Annotated in this window: 19 protein-coding genes; 13 read left to right on the top strand and 6 right to left on the bottom strand. The window is 64.5% G+C overall.

All coding sequences use genetic code 11. From position 1 onward, the window contains the following. Positions 1 to 57: 57 nt before the first annotated feature. Complete coding sequence (pyrG, locus tag QA639_RS23605) at positions 58 to 1,689, top strand: CTP synthase (protein WP_028334049.1); 1,632 nt, start codon at positions 58 to 60, stop codon at positions 1,687 to 1,689. A 23-nt stretch (positions 1,690 to 1,712) separates the two neighbouring features. Here pyrG and QA639_RS23600 read toward each other — a convergent pair whose 3' ends face one another. From QA639_RS23600 to QA639_RS23590, 3 genes are all read right to left on the bottom strand, one after another. After that, the gene (locus tag QA639_RS23600; protein WP_157341190.1) at positions 1,713 to 2,375 is read right to left on the bottom strand and encodes a class I SAM-dependent methyltransferase; all 663 of its coding nucleotides are present in this window, start codon (positions 2,373 to 2,375) and stop codon (positions 1,713 to 1,715) included. A gap of 194 nt (positions 2,376 to 2,569) precedes the next feature. Continuing rightward, positions 2,570 to 3,949 carry a sensor histidine kinase gene (locus QA639_RS23595; protein WP_157341192.1) on the bottom strand — a complete coding sequence of 460 codons (1,380 nt, stop codon included), beginning with the start codon at positions 3,947 to 3,949 and terminating at the stop codon, positions 2,570 to 2,572. Then, positions 3,946 to 4,620, bottom strand: a complete 675-nt coding sequence (locus QA639_RS23590; protein WP_028334052.1) for a response regulator transcription factor — start codon at positions 4,618 to 4,620, stop codon at positions 3,946 to 3,948. The genes QA639_RS23595 and QA639_RS23590 overlap by 4 nt, the downstream gene beginning before the upstream one ends. A gap of 168 nt (positions 4,621 to 4,788) precedes the next feature. Between QA639_RS23590 and QA639_RS23585 the strand changes: the two genes are divergently transcribed. After that, positions 4,789 to 5,115, top strand: a complete 327-nt coding sequence (locus QA639_RS23585; protein WP_157341194.1) for an NIPSNAP family protein — start codon at positions 4,789 to 4,791, stop codon at positions 5,113 to 5,115. Positions 5,116 to 5,173: 58 nt separating this feature from the next. Here QA639_RS23585 and QA639_RS23580 read toward each other — a convergent pair whose 3' ends face one another. Next, positions 5,174 to 5,509: a PAAR domain-containing protein gene (locus QA639_RS23580; RefSeq protein WP_157341196.1), complete on the bottom strand. Its 336-nt coding sequence runs from the start codon at positions 5,507 to 5,509 to the stop codon at positions 5,174 to 5,176. 165 nt (positions 5,510 to 5,674) lie between these two features. Between QA639_RS23580 and kdsA the strand changes: the two genes are divergently transcribed. The 3 genes from kdsA to QA639_RS23565 all read left to right on the top strand — a co-directional run bounded on the left by kdsA (position 5,675) and on the right by QA639_RS23565 (position 9,283). Continuing rightward, positions 5,675 to 6,532 carry a 3-deoxy-8-phosphooctulonate synthase gene (kdsA, locus tag QA639_RS23575; protein WP_157341198.1) on the top strand — a complete coding sequence of 286 codons (858 nt, stop codon included), beginning with the start codon at positions 5,675 to 5,677 and terminating at the stop codon, positions 6,530 to 6,532. A gap of 15 nt (positions 6,533 to 6,547) precedes the next feature. Continuing rightward, positions 6,548 to 7,756: an MFS transporter gene (locus tag QA639_RS23570; RefSeq protein WP_028334056.1), complete on the top strand. Its 1,209-nt coding sequence runs from the start codon at positions 6,548 to 6,550 to the stop codon at positions 7,754 to 7,756. A 222-nt stretch (positions 7,757 to 7,978) separates the two neighbouring features. Further along, positions 7,979 to 9,283, top strand: coding sequence for an adenylate/guanylate cyclase domain-containing protein (locus QA639_RS23565; protein ID WP_051376125.1), 1,305 nt, complete (start codon positions 7,979 to 7,981; stop codon positions 9,281 to 9,283). A gap of 30 nt (positions 9,284 to 9,313) precedes the next feature. On the opposite strand, the gene queF is transcribed toward QA639_RS23565, so the two are convergent. Together queF and QA639_RS23555 are read right to left on the bottom strand one after the other, a co-directional pair. Then, positions 9,314 to 9,775, bottom strand: coding sequence for a preQ(1) synthase (gene queF / locus QA639_RS23560; protein ID WP_157341203.1), 462 nt, complete (start codon positions 9,773 to 9,775; stop codon positions 9,314 to 9,316). 70 nt (positions 9,776 to 9,845) lie between these two features. Next, positions 9,846 to 10,838: a Vgb family protein gene (locus QA639_RS23555; RefSeq protein ID WP_157341205.1), complete on the bottom strand. Its 993-nt coding sequence runs from the start codon at positions 10,836 to 10,838 to the stop codon at positions 9,846 to 9,848. 176 nt (positions 10,839 to 11,014) lie between these two features. On the opposite strand from QA639_RS23555, the gene eno reads away from it, so the two are divergent. The 8 genes from eno (at position 11,015) to QA639_RS23515 (ending at position 18,951) form a co-directional block, all read left to right on the top strand. Beyond that, a complete protein-coding gene (gene eno, locus QA639_RS23550; RefSeq protein WP_028334059.1) occupies positions 11,015 to 12,298 on the top strand; it encodes a phosphopyruvate hydratase in 1,284 nt (427 codons plus the stop codon). Positions 12,299 to 12,345: 47 nt separating this feature from the next. Further along, positions 12,346 to 13,482 carry a zinc-binding dehydrogenase gene (locus tag QA639_RS23545; protein ID WP_283087503.1) on the top strand — a complete coding sequence of 379 codons (1,137 nt, stop codon included), beginning with the start codon at positions 12,346 to 12,348 and terminating at the stop codon, positions 13,480 to 13,482. Positions 13,483 to 13,653: 171 nt separating this feature from the next. Beyond that, positions 13,654 to 14,205, top strand: a complete 552-nt coding sequence (locus QA639_RS23540) for an NADPH-dependent FMN reductase (RefSeq protein WP_028339709.1) — start codon at positions 13,654 to 13,656, stop codon at positions 14,203 to 14,205. Positions 14,206 to 14,344: 139 nt separating this feature from the next. After that, positions 14,345 to 14,656: an FtsB family cell division protein gene (locus QA639_RS23535; RefSeq protein WP_028334062.1), complete on the top strand. Its 312-nt coding sequence runs from the start codon at positions 14,345 to 14,347 to the stop codon at positions 14,654 to 14,656. Between the two features lie 166 nt (positions 14,657 to 14,822). Continuing rightward, a complete protein-coding gene (pdhA, locus tag QA639_RS23530; RefSeq protein ID WP_157341211.1) occupies positions 14,823 to 15,842 on the top strand; it encodes a pyruvate dehydrogenase (acetyl-transferring) E1 component subunit alpha in 1,020 nt (339 codons plus the stop codon). 45 nt (positions 15,843 to 15,887) lie between these two features. Then, the gene (locus QA639_RS23525; RefSeq protein ID WP_283087502.1) at positions 15,888 to 17,282 is read left to right on the top strand and encodes a pyruvate dehydrogenase complex E1 component subunit beta; all 1,395 of its coding nucleotides are present in this window, start codon (positions 15,888 to 15,890) and stop codon (positions 17,280 to 17,282) included. Positions 17,283 to 17,287: 5 nt separating this feature from the next. Next, positions 17,288 to 17,593 carry a DUF5076 domain-containing protein gene (locus QA639_RS23520; protein ID WP_018271806.1) on the top strand — a complete coding sequence of 102 codons (306 nt, stop codon included), beginning with the start codon at positions 17,288 to 17,290 and terminating at the stop codon, positions 17,591 to 17,593. A 2-nt stretch (positions 17,594 to 17,595) separates the two neighbouring features. Next, positions 17,596 to 18,951: a pyruvate dehydrogenase complex dihydrolipoamide acetyltransferase gene (locus QA639_RS23515; protein ID WP_157341215.1), complete on the top strand. Its 1,356-nt coding sequence runs from the start codon at positions 17,596 to 17,598 to the stop codon at positions 18,949 to 18,951. Positions 18,952 to 18,960: the final 9 nt, after the last annotated feature.

Raw genomic sequence — 18,960 nt, 5'->3', positions numbered from 1 at the left:
CCGGGAACAGCCGATTCGTTTTGCGAATCGCCGGAGTCGGATTAAAGGTAAAGTCCCATGGCGCGGTACATATTCATCACCGGCGGCGTGGTCTCCTCGCTCGGCAAGGGTCTGGCTTCAGCGGCGCTCGGCGCTTTGCTGCAGGCCAGGGGCTACAAAGTCCGCCTTCGCAAGCTCGATCCCTATCTCAACCTCGATCCCGGAACGATGTCGCCGTATCAGCACGGCGAAGTGTTCGTGACCGACGACGGCGCCGAGACCGATCTCGATCTCGGCCATTACGAGCGTTTCACCGGTCGTCCGGCCACCAAGGCCGACAACATCACGACCGGGCGAATCTACCAGGACATCATCACCAAGGAGCGCCGCGGCGATTATCTCGGCGCCACCATCCAGGTGGTCCCGCACGTCACCAACGCGATCAAGGAATTCGTGCTGTCGGGTAACGACGAGTTCGATTTCGTGCTGGTCGAGATCGGCGGCACCGTCGGCGACATCGAGGGCCTGCCGTTCTTCGAGGCGATCCGCCAGCTCAAGAACGAGCTGCCGCGCGATCACGCCGTCTACATTCACCTGACGCTTCTGCCGTACATTCCAAGTGCCGGCGAACTCAAGACAAAGCCGACGCAGCACTCGGTGAAGGAGCTGCGCTCGATCGGCATCCAGCCGGACATCCTGCTGTGCCGCACCGACCGCGAAATTCCCAAGGAGGAGCGGCGCAAGCTTGGCCTGTTCTGCAACGTGCGCGAGAGCGCGGTGATCGAGGCGCGCGACGTCGACAACATCTACGCCGTGCCGGAGGCCTATCACGCCGCCGGCCTCGACGACGAGGTGCTGGCCGCGTTCGGCATCACCGCGAAGATTCCGCCGGCGCTGCAGAGCTGGAACGTCATCAACGAGCGCGTCCGCAATCCGGAAGGCGCGGTGACGATCGCCATCGTCGGCAAGTACACCGGCATGAAGGACGCCTACAAATCGCTGATCGAGGCGCTGTCGCACGGCGGCATCGCCAACAAGGTGAAGGTCAATCTCGACTGGATCGAGAGCGAGGTGTTCGAGAACGAGGACCCGGCGCCGTTCCTCGAGCACGTCAACGGCATCCTCGTGCCCGGCGGTTTCGGCCAGCGCGGCGCCGAGGGCAAGATCCGCGCGGCGCAGTTCGCGCGCGAGCGTGACGTGCCGTATTTCGGCATCTGCTTCGGCATGCAGATGGCGGTGATCGAGGCGGCGCGCAATCTGGTCGGCATCGAGGACGCCAACTCGACCGAGTTCGGCCCGACCAAGGAGCCACTGGTCGGCCTGATGACGGAATGGCTGCGCGGCAACGAGCTCGAGAAGCGCTCGCAGAGCGGCGATCTCGGCGGCACGATGCGGCTCGGGGCCTATCCCGCGGCGCTGAACCGCGGCAGCCGCGTCTCGCAGGTCTATGGCGGCGCGACCGAGATCTCCGAGCGGCACCGCCATCGCTACGAGGTCAACACCGCCTACAAGGACCGCCTCGAGCAGCACGGCCTGCGCTTCTCCGGCATGTCGCCCGACGGCGTGCTGCCCGAGATCGTGGAGTACGAGGACCATCCCTGGTTCATCGGCGTCCAGTTCCATCCCGAGCTGAAGTCGCGGCCCTTTGAACCGCATCCCCTCTTCGCGTCGTTCATCGAGGCGGCAGCGAAGCAGAGCCGGCTGGTCTAACCAAGCCGCTGCCAGCTGCGCCGTTACACGGCGCAGTCCTCGCTGGCCCGGCGTTCTTTCTTGATCGGTGAAACGTTTGCACCAGCCGCCGGCGTGCCGTCGCGCGTCATCAGCTTGTATTGCGGGCGTCGCGTCAGCCGGTAGACCGCGGCCGGCGGCACGTTGAGGATGGCGCGGTCGACCAATGTGGCGCGCAGGCCGAGCCGGTCGAGGATCGGCCGCCGCACCGGGCAGCGCATGCCGTAGGTGAATTGATAGAAGGCGCCGCCGGGACGCAGATAGCTAAACGCGCCGCCGACGATCGAGATGACCTTGCGCGGCGACATGTTGAGCAGCGGCAGTCCGCTGACGACGGCGCCGACCGGCGCGCCCTCGTAGAGCCGCTCCGAGGCGAGGCGCGCCGCGTCCATCCACAGCACGCGCGCGCCGGGAAAGCGCAGCTGCAACAGCCGCATGAAATCCGAGCCGTATTCGATCAGCGTCAGATCCTGCTGGCGCACGCCGCGCTTCAACAGCTGATAGGTGAACGCGCCCGTGCCCGGACCGAGCTCGAGCACCGGGCCGGTGTCGGCGCTGATGTCGCGCGTGATCAGTTCGGCGAGCGCGGCGCCCGACGGCGCGATGGCGCCGACGCGGCCCGGGGCCGCCATCCACGCCGTGAAGAAAGACAGCAGATCATGTGACATTGGGATTCCCAGCAAAGTGTCGCGGCACTTCGACTCAGATGCGAAGCGTGACGCCTTGTTTGCGGGAGCTGCATTGCGACAACATTGCGCGAGAGCCCCGATTCCGATCGAATCGGAACGGGGCTCTCGACTCTAGCTTTGACGCGTTTTCTGCACACGAACCGGTGTCCACTTCGCTCGAAAACGCGTTGGCATCACGACGCGAACGGCGCCGGAGGTAAGGTGAGGCGGAAGCACGCGCCGCCCTTGGGGCCATCGAGCACGGAGACGTGACCGCCGTGCAGCCTTGCGATCTCGCGCACCATGTTGAGGCCGAGGCCGGCGCCGCGATCGAGCGGCGCGAGCCGATAGAACGGGTCGAAGATCCGGGTGCGCTGATCCTGGGGAATGCCGTCGCCTTCATCCGATACGTCGATCGTGGCGGCGCTGCCAACATGGATGGTGATGGTGCCGCGGCGGCCGCCATGCTGGATGGCGTTCTGCACCAGGTTGGTGAGCGCGCGCTCCAGCGCCGCCCGATCGCCCAAGGTTTCGACCCGATCGATTGCGGTATCGAGCGACAGCTCATAGCCGGCCGCGATCGCGAGCGGCGCAAGGTCGGCCGCGACATTGCGTGCGACCGCGACGAGATCGACGCGGACGAACGGATTGCGGCACTGGTCGAAGCGCTGGATGTCGAGCAGTTGCTCGGCCAATGTCGCAAGCCGCGCCGAATCCTCGAGCAGGCGGGTTTTCTCCGGGCCTGGCGGCAGCGACTCCAGCCGCGTGTTGAGGATCGCGATCGGCGTGCGCAATTCATGCGCCGCGTCGGCGACGAAGCGCTGGTGTCGGGAATAGCCGTCGTCGAGCCGCTTCAGCGCATCGTTGATGGCGGTCACCAGCGGCGCCACCTCGAGCGGCAGATGGTCCGCCGACAGCCGGCTGCCGCGCTGGCGGAAATCGATCCGGCGCGCTTCGTCGGCGGTGGTATCGAGACCGGCGAAGGCGCGCTTCACCACCATCGGCGTCGCGATGAAGGTGGCGCATGCCATCAGGAAAAGGCCGGGCAGGGCAATGGCGAGGAATGCCAGCGTCGTGGCGAGCGCGGTCTTGACGCTCGACATTGGCCCTTGCGTCGCTGTGAGCACCTGCACGGGGCCGGCGTCGGAATTGACGCGCTTCAGCCGCGCCGGCGGCTTGCGCGGATCATCCTCGAACATCTGCCAGCCGAGTCGCGCCTGGCTGATCTGGTCGAGTGCGTCACCAATCCTGGCAAATTCCGGCGGCACCGCGCCTTCCGTCAGCGAACGGCCTTGCCGGTCGCGCACCAGGAACCAGAGGTCGGGCGTGTCGTCACGAAGCTTTTGCAGTTCGGTCGTCGGGCGCAAAATCAGGTCGCCTTTGCCATCGCGTGCGACCGCGCCCTGCACGATGGAAATGACATGATCCTCATCGCGCGGAACGATCAGGAAGCCGGTGGCACACAATGCGCTGATCAGGCAAACGATCAGCATGGCAAGCAGCAGCGCCTGTAGCGTCACCAGCCGCCAGCTCAGTTTCGAGCGCAGGCAATAGTGCTCGGCCTGTTCGCTCATGACGTTTGCTTCAAGAGATAGCCGACGCCGCGGATGCTGTGGATCTCGACGCCGGCGTTGGCGTCGGCAAGCTTGCGCCTGAGACGCGAGACGTGGGCATCGAGCGCGTTGGACTGGATCTCGTCCTCGAAATTGTAGACGGCTTCCTCCAGCGTCGCGCGTAGCACGGTGCGGCCCATGCGGCGTAGCAGCGTCTCCAGCACCAGCAGCTCGCGCCGCGGCAGGTCGAGCGGACGGCCGTCGACACTGGCCTCGCGATGGCTGCAATCGAACGCCACGCCGCCGGCCCTGATGATCTCAAGCTGCAGGCCGGCCGGACGGCGCAGCACGGCGCGCAGCCGCGCCATCAGCTCCTCGACCGCGAACGGCTTGGCCAGATAGTCGTCGGCGCCGCTGTCGAGGCCGGTGATGCGGTCGGTGAGATCGCCGCGCGCGGTCAGCACGATGATCGGAACGCCGTCGGCCTTGGCGCGCAGCTTCGGGATCAGCGTGAGGCCATCGCCGTCCGGAAGCTGGCGGTCGAGCAGGACCGCGCCATGCACGTCGGCGCAGATCGCTTCCTCGGCCTCGGCAAGGTTCGGCACGTGGTCGACCACCATGTCGTAACCCTTCAGCGCCTGCGACAGCGCCGCCGCCATTTCGGCCTCGTCCTCAACCAGCAGTATCCGCATGTCCTTTGGGTCCGGCTCCTGAACGGCAGGTTTAGGGCAAGTAACATTGCAACAACATTGCGGAAATGGCCGCCTGTCGCGAGCAGGGGTGCCATGTTGTCACCCCCTCAAGACAGTCCGGAAGGCACTGGCTATAACCGCCCGCACACAAATCTGGGAGGACTGCCAATGATCTACGAGACCCGCGTCTATCGCTGCCTGCCGGGACGGCTGCCGGCGCTGCTCAAGCGCTTCGAGACCATCACGCTGAAGCTCTGGGACAAGCACGGCATCAGGCAGGCCGGCTTCTTCACGACGCTGGTCGGGGAATCTAACCAGGAGCTGACCTATCTGCTGGCCTGGGAATCGCTCGCCGAGCGCGAGAAGAAGTGGACCGCGTTCCAGACCGATCCGGAGTGGATCACCGCGCGCGCCAAGACCGAGGAGGACGGCCAGATCGTTCTCAACATCGTCAACCAGCTTCTGGTGCCGACGGCGTTTTCGTCGATCAAGTGACGCGGGTGTCGCTTAGGGGCGCGATGACGAGGCCTCGTCGCGCCCGATCACCGGACAGTTATTGCGGGCAGCCCGAGGTCTGATCGCCCTGGGTCACCATCGGCTTGCCGTTGATGAAGACGCCGTGGCTGCCGGAGGTCGTCTTGCCGCCGCAATGCGTGCGATCGCCCATGACCACCGCCGGCTTGCCGTTGATCAGGACATTGGGCACGCCCTCGACGAGCGGGCCGCCATTGCTGGTGGTGTCGCCGCTGCGCGCCGCCGGCTTGCCATTGACGGTGACACCGGTGGCTCCGCTGGTGACGACCCCGGGCTGGCTGCTGGACTGGCCATAAGCGAGGCCCGACATCGCCGACAGGGCGGCGACGGCTCCGATCATCAGCGGGATGCGCATGTCTTCCTCATGGGAATCTGTTCCGCGCCAGTTTATAGGCGCTGTTTGGGCGGGATTGTGTTAGCACGGCGCACCCACGGCGTCAGCGCAACCCCCTCATCGTGCGGGATGGCTTGATCCGTCCCGCGCGGGACTGCATGGTCGCCGGCAAAAGGATGCAGCATTTTGACCAATCAGGTTTCCGCGCAAGGCGCCGCGCCGATCGTTGCCGTCGGATCGGCCAAATTCGGCAATGCCTTGCCCATTTCGATCATCGCCGGCCCCTGCCAGCTCGAGAGCCGCGCGCATGCGCTTGAAGTGGCGTCCGCGCTGAAGGAGATCGCGGCCAGGCTCAAGATCGGTATGGTGTACAAGACCTCGTTCGACAAGGCGAACCGCACCAGCGCGACGGCGGCGCGCGGCATCGGATTGGCGCAGGCGCTGCCGATCTTCGCCGAGATCCGGTCTTCGCTCGGGCTGCCTGTGCTCACCGACGTGCATGAGGCGACCCAGTGCGCCGAAGTGGCGCAGGCGGTCGACGTGCTGCAGATCCCGGCCTTCCTGTGCCGGCAGACCGATCTCTTGCTGGCCGCGGCCGCGACCGGCAAGGTCGTCAATGTCAAGAAGGGCCAGTTCCTGGCGCCGTGGGACATGGCCAATGTGGTCAGCAAGATCACCGGCGCCGGCAACGCCAATGTGCTGGTCACCGAGCGTGGCGCGTCGTTCGGCTACAACACGCTGGTCTCGGACATGCGCGCGCTGCCGATCCTGTCGCGCACCACCGGCGCGCCTGTCATCTTCGACGCCACCCATTCGGTGCAGCAGCCGGGCGGCAAGGGCACCTCGTCGGGCGGCGAGCGCGAATTCGTGCCGGTGCTGGCGCGGGCCGCGGTCGCGGTCGGCGTCGCCGGCGTGTTCATCGAGACTCACCCCGATCCGGACCACGCGCCGTCCGACGGCCCCAACATGGTGCCGCTCCGTGAATTCGAGTCCCTCGTCAAGCGGCTGATGCAGTTCGACGCGCTGGCGAAGACGGCAGCCTGACCGGCGGACAACGACATGACCGCAACCAGCGGCATGCCGCCGGCCCTCAACGTGATCACGCTGGCGACCTTCGCCGCGAGCCTGTCGGTGCGCGCGCTCGATCCGGTGCTGCCGCATGTCGCGGATGATTTCGGCGTCAGCATCGCGACCGCCGCGAGCTTCGCCGCGGTGTTCGCCTTCACCTTTGCCGCGGTGCAGCCGGCGATCGGCGCCGCCGCCGATCTGTTCGGCAAGGCGCGGCTGATGACGATCTGCCTCGGACTGCTCGGCGTCGCCAACATCCTCGGTGCGCTCTCGACCTCATTCCCGATGCTGTTCGTGACCCGCATCCTCGCCGGCATCGGCTCGGGCGGCGTGTTTCCGGTGGCGCTGTCGCTGACCAGCGATCTGGTCGGTCCGGACAAGCGGCAGCTCGCGATCGGGCGAACGCTCGCGGGGTCGATGACCGGCAATCTGCTTGGCGCCACGGCCTCCGGCCTGATCGGCGACTTTCTCGGCTGGCGCGGCGTGCTCGCGGTGCTCGGCGGCCTTGTGATCATCGTCGCACTGGCGGTCGCGGCCGGCTTCCGCGGCGCCGCGCTGAACCGTCCGCCGCGCACCAGCCTGAAGGCGCTTCGCCACGGCTATCGCACCATCTTCACCAATCCGAACGCCCGCATCTGCTACTCGGCGGTCTTCATCGAAGGCTGCTGCGTGCTCGGGCTGTTTCCCTTCATCGCCTCGTTCCTGTTCGAGCTCGGTGAGACCTCGCTGTCGATCGCCGGCATCGTGATCGCGGGCTTTGCGATCGGCGGATTGCTCTACACGCTGACGGTGTCGCGCCTGCTGCCGTGGATCGGGGTGCGGGGCATGATGGTCGTCGGCGCGACGCTGGTCGCGATTCAATTGGTCGGCGTCGCCTTCGGACCGCACTGGAAGCTGCAGATGGCGGGCCTCCTGGTGATGGGCCTCGGCTTCTACATGATCCACGGCTGCCTGCAGGTGTTCGCCAGTGAGCTGTCGGTCGAGGCGCGCGCCACCGCGCTGTCGCTGCACTCGTTCTTCTTCTTCATGGGCCAGACCGTCGGCCCGATCGCCTATGGCTTCGGGCTGCAACACGTCGGCAAGACCGCGACGCTGGTCTCGGCCGCCGCCGTGATGGTCGTGCTCGGCTTCATCTGCGCGAGATTTCTGAAGCAGACCCGGCCGGCGGATGCCGCGGCGCGACCGGACGTCGAGTCTTAGCGAATCCTCTGGATCGGGCGGTTTCTGGAGCGAAGTGGAAATCGCGAGCCCGCCAATATCGACGGCATTTGCCCGATAGCTAACTTGATCCCAGGCTTGTTGTGCTGAGCCGCTTGCGTCATAGTTCCAAGGCGTTGGACATTGTTGACGATTGCCTGCCAGGGCGCATTCGGAATATCGGAGAAACAATTTTGTAGGCTTTTATTGATATTGCGAGGGAATATGGCGAGTTTTATCGCTGGTCGTTTCGCTCAAGCAGCCGTTTGGCTCGATTTGCGGTTCGATGATGGTGCGTTTGAGCTTGAATATCAGCGCGATCGTCAGGCGCGGACCGCCCGATTCACCGCAAATGCAATAGCTTTTAGTGCACTGCTCTGGGGCGCATTCGGCGTCTGGGATTCGGCCACGAATACCAACTCGGTCGAACTGACGCGCTTCCGGTTCATGGTAGCCATCCCTATCTTGCTGGGTTTTTTCGCTCTAACATTTACGCCTGCCTTTCGGCGCTGGCCAAACCTTTGCCTGCTTTTTTTCGTCGCCGCGGCAAGCTTGCTTGCGATCAAACAGCTTCTCGAGTACGGCGAGGGAAGTCCCTATTATCTGTCCTCAGGTTCGAGCGCGCTCAATTTCGCGTTGATCCTTGTCTTCTGTATTGGCTTGTTTCCGATAAGTGTCGGTTGGTCTTGTGCTGTTGGCGCGATAATCATTCTTGTCTACGGAGGCGGTGTTTCCGCATTCACGAAAATCGAGTTCGCCGAAGTTTCTTCTTACATTTTCAACCTGACTCTTATTTTTCTGATCCTCATCTTCACAAGTTATGGGCGCGAGCGCTTCGCGCGTGAGGAGTTTGCCCGGCACATTCTGCAGGAGAAGGAGCGCAATAAGCTCTCTAATTTCTTGTCCTCCTACATCCCCCTGAATTTTGTAGCTGATCAGGCCGATAGGAGTGCGGAAGCGTTTGGTGAAGTTACACTCCTCTTTTCGGACCTGGTTGGATTCACCACTCTGACGGAGCATCTTGCCCCCAAGCACGTCCTCGAAATCCTGGACATGATCTTTACCGAATTCGACGAAGCCGCTGACAAATATGGAGTCGAGAAGGTCAAGACAATCGGTGACGCCTACATGGCCATTGCCGGGAAATCAGCCAGCTCGGTGAACCATGCGAAGGCGATGGTCGAATTCGCCTTGCATACCATTGATATCGTGAGGCGCGTCGCAGAAAAGACCGGCTATCCGTTGCAAATTCGAGTTGGGATCCATACCGGATCTACGATTGGTGGCGTGATTGGGCGCCACAAGATGACCTACGACTATTGGGGGCGCACTGTAAACCTGGCGAGTCGGCTTGAATCGCTTAGCGAGCCGAACCGCGTGCACATATCTGAAGCGACGTATTGGCGGGTGAGAGATTTCTTTAAGTTCGAAGAGCGCCAGGCGGTTGAGGTTAGGGGCTTTGGTTCAATGCGCAGCTTCTTCGTTTCTCCAAATGACGCATCTAGGAAAGACGGCGTCCTGCCCGACTAATTCGATGCGAGGGTGGGGGTAGCGCCCAACCTAACCCCTGCCGCGATACGTCGCGACGCCCTGGTCCGGAACCCAGATGCCCTTTGGCAGCCTGCCGGTCTGGAAGAACACGTCGATCGGGATGCCGCCGCGCGGATACCAGTAGCCGCCGATGCGCAGCCATTTCGGCTTGATCTCGCCGGCAATGCGCTTGCCGATCGTGACCGTGCAATCCTCGTGGAACGCGCCGTGATTGCGGAAGCTTGCGGCGTAGAGTTTCAGCGATTTGGATTCCAGCAGCCACCGGCCGGGCACGTAGTCGATCACCAAATGGGCGAAATCCGGTTGGCCGGTGATCGGGCAAACGGAGGTGAATTCCGGGATGGCGAAGCGCACCAGATAGTCGGTCCCTCCTTGCGGATTGGGGACGCGGTCGAGCACCGCCTTGTCCGGACTGTCCGGCCATGCGACGGCACGACCGAGTTGCAGGGTTTTCTTCGCCATGGGCCTCATCCTTATGGGAGGCCGAAATGGACGCAAGCCGGCCGGTTCGTCAACCGTCCGCGCGCGGGGACAGGGTGTGCTACGCGGGCGCGGCCGTCTGGATCAGGACCAGGCGATCCTGGCCGGACTCGCAACCCCAGATCTCGCCAGGCCGGCCGTCAAGCTGCCGGACATTCGCGCCCGGCCGATCGCTCGGGAATGCGTTGAAGTTTTCGCTTACCGGATCGAACCGCACAATGGCATTGGCGGAGAAGTCGGTGAGCCAGACCTTGTCCTTGTCATCGACATAGACGGCATAGCTGCGCGGGCTCTTGCCCGGCAGCTTCCAGGCTTTCCAGGAGCCGTCGGCGGGATCGTGCACGGACACGTTGCCGCTGTTCCATTCGCTGACCCAGATCCGCCCCCGGGAGTCCGACCAGACCCGCCGGGCCCCCTGGTGCGGTGTTGGCGGCTGGACCACGCTGGCATTGCCGGTCGCAAGGTCGATACGCGCGATGTGGCTGCCGGCGAGCGAGGCGTACCAGATGTCGCCGTTCGGCGTGACGGTGATGCCGTAGGGCCCGACGCCGCGGGGCGCCTCGAATACCTTCAGTTCGCCGGACTTCGGATCGAGCCGGCCGTAGAAGCCGGACAGGCCGGTGAACCAGTAGGTGCCGCGCTTGTCGAACACTCCGGTGTTGAGATTGGCGTAGGCGGCTTTGTCGGGCAGCGGGAATAGCGTCACCTTGTGATCGCCGGGGTCGACGCGGGCGATCGCATTCTGCCCGCCCTCGGTCACCCAGGGCGCGCCGTCGGGGCCGATCGTGACGCCGTGCGGGGAGGCGCGCTTCCCGAGGTCGACCAGCCTGAACGAGCCGTCGCGCGGGTTCAGCCGCCCCAGCGTTCCGTTGCGCTGGCCGGTGAACCACACGCTGCCATCCGGGGCGGGCGTGACGTCGTGAGGGCCGGTGCCCTGGTCGAGGCTGAAATATCTTGTCCGGAACGGACCATCCTGCGCCGACGCGACCAGCGGCCGGGCGGTAATGGCCAAAATTGCGGCAGTCGTCGAGGCAAGAAACTGGCGGCGATTCATTGCGTTATCCCGGCTTCATGAAACAATGGGCTAGCACGCGCAGGTAACTCCTGAGTAGCATAAACCCACCACATTGCATCGTCAGATGGGCCGGGCAGGCGGACCGTTCACATTTGCTTGCGCGCCGTGTATGACGCGGCCCATCAAGCCCACCCCATATCGAGAAAGAGCACGTCATGACTGACATCGTCGACATCATCGGCCGCGAAATCCTTGATAGCCGCGGCAACCCCACGGTCGAGGTCGATGTGGTGCTGGAGGATGGGTCAATCGGTCGCGCGGCGGTGCCGTCGGGAGCATCCACCGGCGCGCATGAGGCGGTGGAACTGCGTGATGGCGACAAGTCGCGCTATCTCGGCAAGGGTGTCGAGAAGGCGGTCGCCGCCATCAACGGCGAGATCTTCGAGGCGCTCAGCGACCAGGCCGTCGAGGAACAGGTCGCGATCGACCAGATCATGATCGAGCTCGACGGTACGCCGAACAAGAGCCGGCTCGGGGCCAACGCCATTCTCGGCGTCTCGCTGGCCTGCGCCAAGGCCGCCGCCGAATCCTTCGACATGCCGTTGTATCGTTATGTCGGCGGCACCTCGGCGCGGACGCTGCCGGTGCCGATGATGAACATCATCAATGGCGGCGTGCATGCCGACAACCCGATCGACTTCCAGGAATTCATGATCCTGCCGGTCGGCGCCACGTCGTTCGCCGAGGCGCTGCGTTGCGGTTCGGAAATCTTCCACACGCTGCGCGGCGAACTGAAGAAGGCCGGCCACAACACCAATGTCGGCGACGAGGGCGGCTTCGCGCCGAACCTGCCGTCGGCCGACGCCGCGCTCGAGTTCGTCATGAACGCGATCGGCAAGGCCGGCTACAAGGCGGGCGACGACGTCGTGCTCGGCCTCGACTGCGCCTCCACCGAATTCTTCAAGGAAGGCTCCTACGTCTATGGTGGCGAGAACAAGACCCGTTCGCGTTCCGAGCAGGTGAAGTATCTCGCCGATCTCGTCGGCCGCTATCCGATCGTCACCATCGAGGACGGCATGTCGGAGGACGACATGGATGGCTGGAAAGAGCTGACGGATGCGATCGGCAAGAAGTGCCAGCTGGTCGGCGACGATTTGTTCGTCACCAACGTCACCCGGCTTGCCGACGGCATCAAGAACGGCCGCGCCAATTCGATCCTGGTCAAGGTCAATCAGATCGGCACGCTGACCGAGACGCTTGCGGCGATCGAGATGGCCTACAAGGCCGGCTACACCGCCGTGATGTCGCACCGCTCCGGCGAGACCGAGGATTCCACGATCGCCGATCTCGCGGTCGCCACCAATTGCGGGCAGATCAAGACCGGCTCGCTGGCGCGCTCCGACCGCACCGCCAAGTACAACCAGCTGCTGCGCATCGAGCAGCAGCTCGGCACGCAGGCGAAATACGCGGGCAGGGCGGCCTTGAAGGCCTTGGCGTAACGCCCCAACTTGATCGGGACACAACACACGCAAAACGGGAGGTCGGGATGAGCGACGGCAAGAGCGGTCTGCAACTGCGTTCGCTGCTCAAGAAGAATGGCGAACTCGAGATATCGCTGGTCAATGTCCCGACCCCCGAGCCCGGCCCCGACGAGGTCGTGGTCCGGGTCGAGGCGACCCCGATCAATCCGTCCGATCTCGGTCTTTTGATCGGCCCGGCCGACATGTCGGTCGCCAAGGTTTCCGGCAGCAAGGAATTGCCCGTGGTGACCGCGCGCGTGCCGGAAGCGGCGTTGCCGGGCCTTGCCGCGCGGCTCGACGAGTCCATGCCGGTCGGCAATGAAGGTGCCGGCGTCGTGATCAGGACCGGTTCATCGGATGCGGCCAAAGCGCTGATGGGCCGCACGGTCGCGATGATCGGTGGCGCGATGTATGCGCAATACCGCACGCTGCGCGTCAACGAATGCCTGCCGCTGCCCGACGGCACCACGCCGGCGGAAGGCGCGTCCTGCTTCGTCAATCCGCTGACCGCGCTTGGCATGACCGAGACGATGCGGCGCGAGGGGCACAAGGCGCTGGTGCACACGGCGGCAGCGTCCAACCTCGGCCAGATGCTCAACAAGATCTGCCTCAAGGACGGCATCGGCCTCGTCAATATCGTGCGCAACAAGGAGCAGGCCGACATCCTGCACAAGATCGGCGCCAAGCATGTCGTCGATTCCTCCGCGCCCGATTTCATGGACAAGCTCACCGGCGCGCTGGTCGAGACCGGCGCGACCATCGCCTTCGATGCGATCGGCGGCGGCAAGCTCGCGGGCCAGATCCTGGTCGCGATGGAGACCGCGATCAACAAGACCGCCAAGGCCTACAGCCGCTACGGCTCGAATGTGCACAAGCAGGTCTATGTCTATGGCAGCCTCGACACCCGCTCGATCGAACTGCCGCGCGGCTTCGGCATGGCCTGGGGCGTCGGCGGCTGGCTGCTGTTCCCGTTCCTGATGAAGATCGGTCCGGAGGCCGGCAACAAGCTGCGCCAGCGCGTGGTGGCCGAGTTGAAGACGACTTTCGCCAGCCACTACACCAAGGTGGTGTCGTTGCAGGAGACCCTGCAGCTCGACAACATCGCCGTCTACAACAAGCGCGCGACCGGCGAGAAATTCCTGATCAACCCGAACAAGGGCTGAGGATCGAAACCCAAGGGCCGTCCCGATCGGGGCGGCCCTTTTTGCTTTGCATAGACCAATTCGGCGAAACGCTGCGTTTCCGGAATTGGACGGTCCATGCACTTGCATCTTTCTTGGTGCGCCGGTAGGTGAGGCCCACCAGTTTCACGCGCAACCCGAGGGGAATTTGCTATGGCCTATAACATCGTCACCATCGTCGGCAGCATCCGCAAACAGAGCTTCTCGCTCAAGATCGCCAACGCGCTGGCCAAGCTTGCACCGGCGTCGCTGAAGCTCGATGTGACGACGCTTCAGGAAATTTCCTTCTTCAACCAGGACCTCGAGGCCGCGCCGCCGGCGGACTGGCTTGCCTTCCGCGAGAAGCTGCAGAAGTCGAACGGCGTGCTGTTCGTGACCCCCGAATACAACCGCTCGATCCCGGGCGTGCTGAAGAACGCCATCGACGTCGCCTCGCGGCCCTACGGCAAGAGCTCGTTCATCGGCAAGCCGATCGGCATCATCGGCAATTCGCCCGGACCGCTCGGCGGCGTCAGCGCGGTGAAGCACCTGCAGAACATCCTGCCGGGCATTTCCGGCCCGATCCTCGGTCAGCCGGAAGCCTATCTCAACGGCGTCGGCGATGCCTTCGACGACAACGGCGAACTCACCAAGGAGTCGCTCAAGGGCGTGCTGCAGCAGTATCTCGACGCCTTCGCGGCCTTTATCGAAAAGCAGAACCGCTGAGCAAGAATCCCGTTCCGATTGAATCGGAACGGGCTCTGAACTTGTTTTGACGCGTTTTCTTCACGCGAGCCGGTATCCACTTCGCTCGAAAACACCCTGGTTCAGCGTTCGTTAACCCCATGGCCGCATGCTCGCGGCCATGGTTTCCCGCACACGCCTCAAATCGATTCTGACCGGGCTCGCCCTCTATACGCTGGCAGCGCTGATGGTCGGCTATTTCGGCGTCAACGCCTACACCGGCAAATACGGCTTGAACGCGCGGCAGGAGCTCGATCAGGAGATCATCGCGCTGACTTCCGAGCTGGCGCGGCTGAAGAAGGAGCGGGCCGAGGGCGAGCAGCGGGTGTCGCTGTTGCGGTCGGACCGGGTCGATCCCGACATGCTGGACGAGCGTGCGCGCTTCCAGCTCGACTACGCCAATCCGCGTGATCTCGTTCGGATCAACAAGTAACTGACGACGCGTTCTCAAATTTCAAAATCATTCGCGCGCTATCACAAAAATGTCGCGCTGCGCTGCAGTGCGGCATAGCAAAATTCCATCGGGCGAACGCAATCCTTCCAAGGCGATTTGAGTTGGGTTAGAGAGGGTTCTCCGACTTCTCTCACCCGGAATTGCCATGGCCGCACCCAAGAAAAGCGTCGCAAAAGAATCAGGGCAGGAGAAGGCCGGCTCTCCCCCCGAATTCACCAAGGAGCAGGAGCTCAAGGCACTGCGGGACATGCTCCTGATCCGGCGCTTCGAGGAGAAGGCCGGTCAACTCTACGGCATGGGTGCGATCGGTGGTTTCTGCCATCTCTATATCGGCCAGGAAGCGGTCGTGGTCGGCATGCAGATGGCGCTGAAGCCGGGCGACGAGGTCATAACCGGCTACCGGGACCACGGCCACATGCTGGCCTGCGAGATGGAAGCCAGGGGCGTGATGGCCGAATTGACCGGACGCCGCGGCGGCTATTCCCGCGGCAAGGGCGGCTCCATGCACATGTTCAGCAAGGAGAAGCACTTTTACGGCGGTCACGGAATCGTGGGCGCGCAGGTCTCGCTCGGCACCGGCCTCGCGTTCGCCAACCGCTATCGCGGCAACGATAACGTCAGCGTGACCTATTTCGGCGACGGCGCGGCCAACCAGGGCCAGGTCTATGAAAGCTTCAACATGGCGGAGCTGTGGAAGCTGCCGGTGATCTACGTGATCGAGAACAACCGCTATGCGATGGGCACCTCGGTGTCGCGCGCATCGGCCCAGCAGGATTTCTCCAAGCGCGGCGCCTCCTTCAACATTCCGGGCAAGCAGGTCGACGGCATGGACGTGCGCGCGGTCAAGGCCGCCGCCGATGAGGCCGTGGCCTGGTGCCGCGGCGGCAACGGCCCGATGATTCTGGAGATGCAGACCTACCGCTACCGCGGCCACTCGATGTCCGATCCGGCGAAGTACCGCACGCGCGAGGAGGTCGAGAAGGTGCGTCACGACCAGGACCCGATCGAGCAGGTGCGCAACCGCTTGCTGGCCGCAGGCGCCAGCGAGCAGGACCTGAAGGCGATCGACGCCGAGGTGCGCGAGATCGTCAACGAGGCCGCCGACTTCGCGCAGCACGATCCGGAGCCGGATCCGGCCGAGCTCTACACCGATATCTACCGCTGACCCCACCCGCGCAGACGAATTTCAAGACCGATTTCGGGAGCCGATATGCCCATTCAAGTGCTGATGCCTGCGCTGTCGCCCACCATGGAGAAGGGCAACCTCGCCAAATGGCTGAAAAAGGAAGGCGAGATCATCAAGTCCGGTGACGTCATCGCCGAGATCGAGACCGACAAGGCGACGATGGAGGTCGAGGCAACCGACGAGGGCACGCTCGGCAAGATCCTGATTCCGGAAGGCACCGCCGACGTTGCGGTGAACACGCCGATCGCCACCATTCTCGCCGACGGCGAAAGCGCCGCCGACCTCGCCAAGGCGCCGGCGGCACCGGTGCCGCAGCCGAAGGCCGCGGAGGCCGCGCCTGCCGAAGCCAAGGCGGAAGCGCCGCAGCCCGCGGCGAAGGCGCCGGCCGCGCCCGCGACCGAGCCGCTGCCAGATCCGGAAATCCCTGCGGGGACCGAGATGGTCACGCAGACCATTCGCGAGGCGCTGCGCGATGCGATGGCCGAAGAGATGCGCCGCGACGGCGACGTCTTCATCATGGGCGAGGAGGTCGCGGAATATCAGGGCGCCTACAAGGTGACGCAGGGCCTGTTGCAGGAATTCGGCGCCCGCCGCGTGATCGACACGCCGATCACCGAGCACGGCTTTGCCGGCGTCGGCGTCGGCGCGGCGATGGCAGGCTTGAAGCCGATCGTCGAGTTCATGACCTTCAACTTCGCCATGCAGGCGATCGACCAGATCATCAACTCCGCCGCCAAGACGCTCTATATGTCCGGCGGCCAGATGGGATGCTCGATCGTGTTCCGCGGCCCGAACGGCGCCGCCGCGCGCGTCGCCGCGCAGCACAGCCAGGACTACGCGGCGTGGTACTCGCAGATCCCGGGCCTCAAGGTGATCGCGCCGTATTCGGCCGCCGATTACAAGGGCCTGCTCAAGGCCGCGATCCGCGATCCCAATCCGGTGATCTTCCTCGAGAACGAGGTGCTGTACGGCCACACCGGCGAGGTGCCGAAGCTGGCTGATTTCGTGGTGCCGATCGGCAAGGCGCGGATTGCCCGCGCCGGCAAGGACGTCACCATCGTCTCCTGGGCGATGGGCATGTCCTATGCGCTGAAGGCCGCCGACGAACTCGCCAAGGAAGGCATCGAGGCCGAGGTGGTCGATCTCCGCACCATCCGTCCGATGGATACCGAGACCATCATCAACTCGGTGAAGAAGACCGGCCGCGCGGTCACGGTCGAGGAGGGCTGGCAGCAAAGCGGCGTCGGCTCCGAGGTCGCTGCGCGCATCATGGAGCACGCCTTCGACTATCTCGATGCGCCGGTGACGCGCGTCTCCGGCAAGGATGTGCCGATGCCCTATGCCGCCAACCTCGAAAAGCTCGCTCTGCCCTCCGTCGCCGAGGTGGTCGCCGCCGCCAAGGCCGTATCCTACCGGTAACGCCGATGGCCGGTCCCAAGGAGCAGCCGCTGCCGCCTGACGTGATGGGCCGCGACGACGCCATCGAGGTGCTGCGCGCCTTCGTCGTCGACGGCGGCCTGTCGATCGCATTCCAGCGCGCTTTCGAGGAGCCGGACATGTGGGGGCTGATGCTGGTCGACATCGCCCGCCATGCCGCGCGCGCCTACGCGCGCGAGAGCGAATACACCGAGGACGAGGCGCTCGCGCGCATCGTCGAGATGTTCGAAGCCGAAATCGCCCGGCCGACCGACATGGGCCAAACCAAACCGCGGTCGCAACAAGGTCACTGACAATGCCGATCAATATTCTCATGCCCGCGCTGTCGCCGACGATGGAAAAGGGCAACCTCGCCAAGTGGCTCAAGAAAGAGGGCGACAAGGTCAAGTCCGGCGACGTGATCGCGGAGATCGAGACCGACAAGGCGACGATGGAAGTCGAGGCGGTCGACGAAGGCACGATCGCCAAGATCCTGGTGCCGGAGGGCACGCAGGACGTGCCGGTCAACGATGTCATCGCGGTCATGGCCGGCGACGGCGAGGATGTGAAGGCGGCGGCCAGCGCCGGAGCGGGCGCCGCACCGGCGGCGAAACCCGCCGAAGCGCCGAAGCCCGCCGCACAGGCCGCGCCGGTGGCGGCTCCCGCACCGGCGGCGGCGCCCGCGCCGAAGCCGGCCACAGCGGCGCCGCAGGCCGCTGCACCGGCCGCGCAGGCCAATGGCCACGCCCGGGTCTTCTCATCGCCTCTGGCGCGCCGGCTGGCAAAGGAAGCCGGCATCGATCTCGCCCGCATCACCGGCACCGGCCCGCATGGCCGCGTCATCGCGCGCGACGTCGACGAGGCGAAGTCCGGCAAGGGCCTGAAGGCGCCGGCGGCCGCGCCCGCCGCGGGACCGAGCATCGCGCCGTCGATGTCGGACAAGCAGATCCTCGCGCTGTTCGAGCCGGGCTCCTACGAAGTGGTGCCGCATGACGGCATGCGCCGCACCATCGCGCAGCGTCTCACCGCCTCGGTGCAGAACGTCCCGCACTTCTACCTCACCATCGACTGCGACATCGGCAAGCTGCTCGCCGCGCGCGAGGAGATCAACGCCGCAGCGCCGAAGGACAAGGAGAAGAAGCCGCTCTACAAGATCTCGGTCAACGACTTCGTCATCAAGGCGATGGCGGTCGCGCTGCAGAAGATTCCGAACTGCAACGTCAGCTGGACCGAAGGCGGCATGCTCAAGCACAAGCATTCCGACGTCGGCGTCGCGGTGGCGATGCCGGGCGGCCTGATCACGCCGATCATCCGCAAGGCCGAGACCAAGACGCTCTCGACCATCTCCAACGAGATGAAGGATTTCGCCGCGCGTGCCCGCGCCCGCAAGCTGAAGCCGGAGGAATATCAGGGCGGCACCACCGCGGTCTCCAACCTCGGCATGTACGGCATCAACCACTTCACCGCCGTGATCAACCCGCCGCATGCCTCGATCCTCGCGGTCGGCACCTCGGAGGAACGTCCGGTGGTGCGCGGCGGCAAGATCGAGATCGCGCACATGATGAGCGTGACCCTGTCATGCGATCACCGTGCGATCGACGGCGCGCTCGGCGCCGAACTGATCGGCGCCTTCAAGCAGCTGATCGAAAACCCCGTGATGATGATGGTGTGACGGGCATCC

Origin of the sequence: Bradyrhizobium pachyrhizi, assembly GCF_029714545.1 — a bacterium.
Taxonomy (GTDB): Bacteria; Pseudomonadota; Alphaproteobacteria; order Rhizobiales; family Xanthobacteraceae; genus Bradyrhizobium; species Bradyrhizobium pachyrhizi.
This window is presented reverse-complemented; position numbering and strand designations above follow the sequence as displayed.

Coding starts and splice junctions, on each gene's coding strand:
- pyrG (WP_028334049.1), top strand. CDS start 58: ATGGCGCGGTACATATTCATCACCGGCGGCGTGGTCTCCTCGCTCGGC.
- QA639_RS23600 (WP_157341190.1), bottom strand. CDS start 2,375: ATGTCACATGATCTGCTGTCTTTCTTCACGGCGTGGATGGCGGCCCCG.
- QA639_RS23595 (WP_157341192.1), bottom strand. CDS start 3,949: ATGAGCGAACAGGCCGAGCACTATTGCCTGCGCTCGAAACTGAGCTGG.
- QA639_RS23590 (WP_028334052.1), bottom strand. CDS start 4,620: ATGCGGATACTGCTGGTTGAGGACGAGGCCGAAATGGCGGCGGCGCTG.
- QA639_RS23585 (WP_157341194.1), top strand. CDS start 4,789: ATGATCTACGAGACCCGCGTCTATCGCTGCCTGCCGGGACGGCTGCCG.
- QA639_RS23580 (WP_157341196.1), bottom strand. CDS start 5,509: ATGCGCATCCCGCTGATGATCGGAGCCGTCGCCGCCCTGTCGGCGATG.
- QA639_RS23570 (WP_028334056.1), top strand. CDS start 6,548: ATGACCGCAACCAGCGGCATGCCGCCGGCCCTCAACGTGATCACGCTG.
- QA639_RS23565 (WP_051376125.1), top strand. CDS start 7,979: ATGGCGAGTTTTATCGCTGGTCGTTTCGCTCAAGCAGCCGTTTGGCTC.
- queF (WP_157341203.1), bottom strand. CDS start 9,775: ATGAGGCCCATGGCGAAGAAAACCCTGCAACTCGGTCGTGCCGTCGCA.
- QA639_RS23555 (WP_157341205.1), bottom strand. CDS start 10,838: ATGAATCGCCGCCAGTTTCTTGCCTCGACGACTGCCGCAATTTTGGCC.
- eno (WP_028334059.1), top strand. CDS start 11,015: ATGACTGACATCGTCGACATCATCGGCCGCGAAATCCTTGATAGCCGC.
- QA639_RS23545 (WP_283087503.1), top strand. CDS start 12,346: ATGAGCGACGGCAAGAGCGGTCTGCAACTGCGTTCGCTGCTCAAGAAG.
- QA639_RS23540 (WP_028339709.1), top strand. CDS start 13,654: ATGGCCTATAACATCGTCACCATCGTCGGCAGCATCCGCAAACAGAGC.
- QA639_RS23535 (WP_028334062.1), top strand. CDS start 14,345: ATGGTTTCCCGCACACGCCTCAAATCGATTCTGACCGGGCTCGCCCTC.
- pdhA (WP_157341211.1), top strand. CDS start 14,823: ATGGCCGCACCCAAGAAAAGCGTCGCAAAAGAATCAGGGCAGGAGAAG.
- QA639_RS23525 (WP_283087502.1), top strand. CDS start 15,888: ATGCCCATTCAAGTGCTGATGCCTGCGCTGTCGCCCACCATGGAGAAG.
- QA639_RS23520 (WP_018271806.1), top strand. CDS start 17,288: ATGGCCGGTCCCAAGGAGCAGCCGCTGCCGCCTGACGTGATGGGCCGC.
- QA639_RS23515 (WP_157341215.1), top strand. CDS start 17,596: ATGCCGATCAATATTCTCATGCCCGCGCTGTCGCCGACGATGGAAAAG.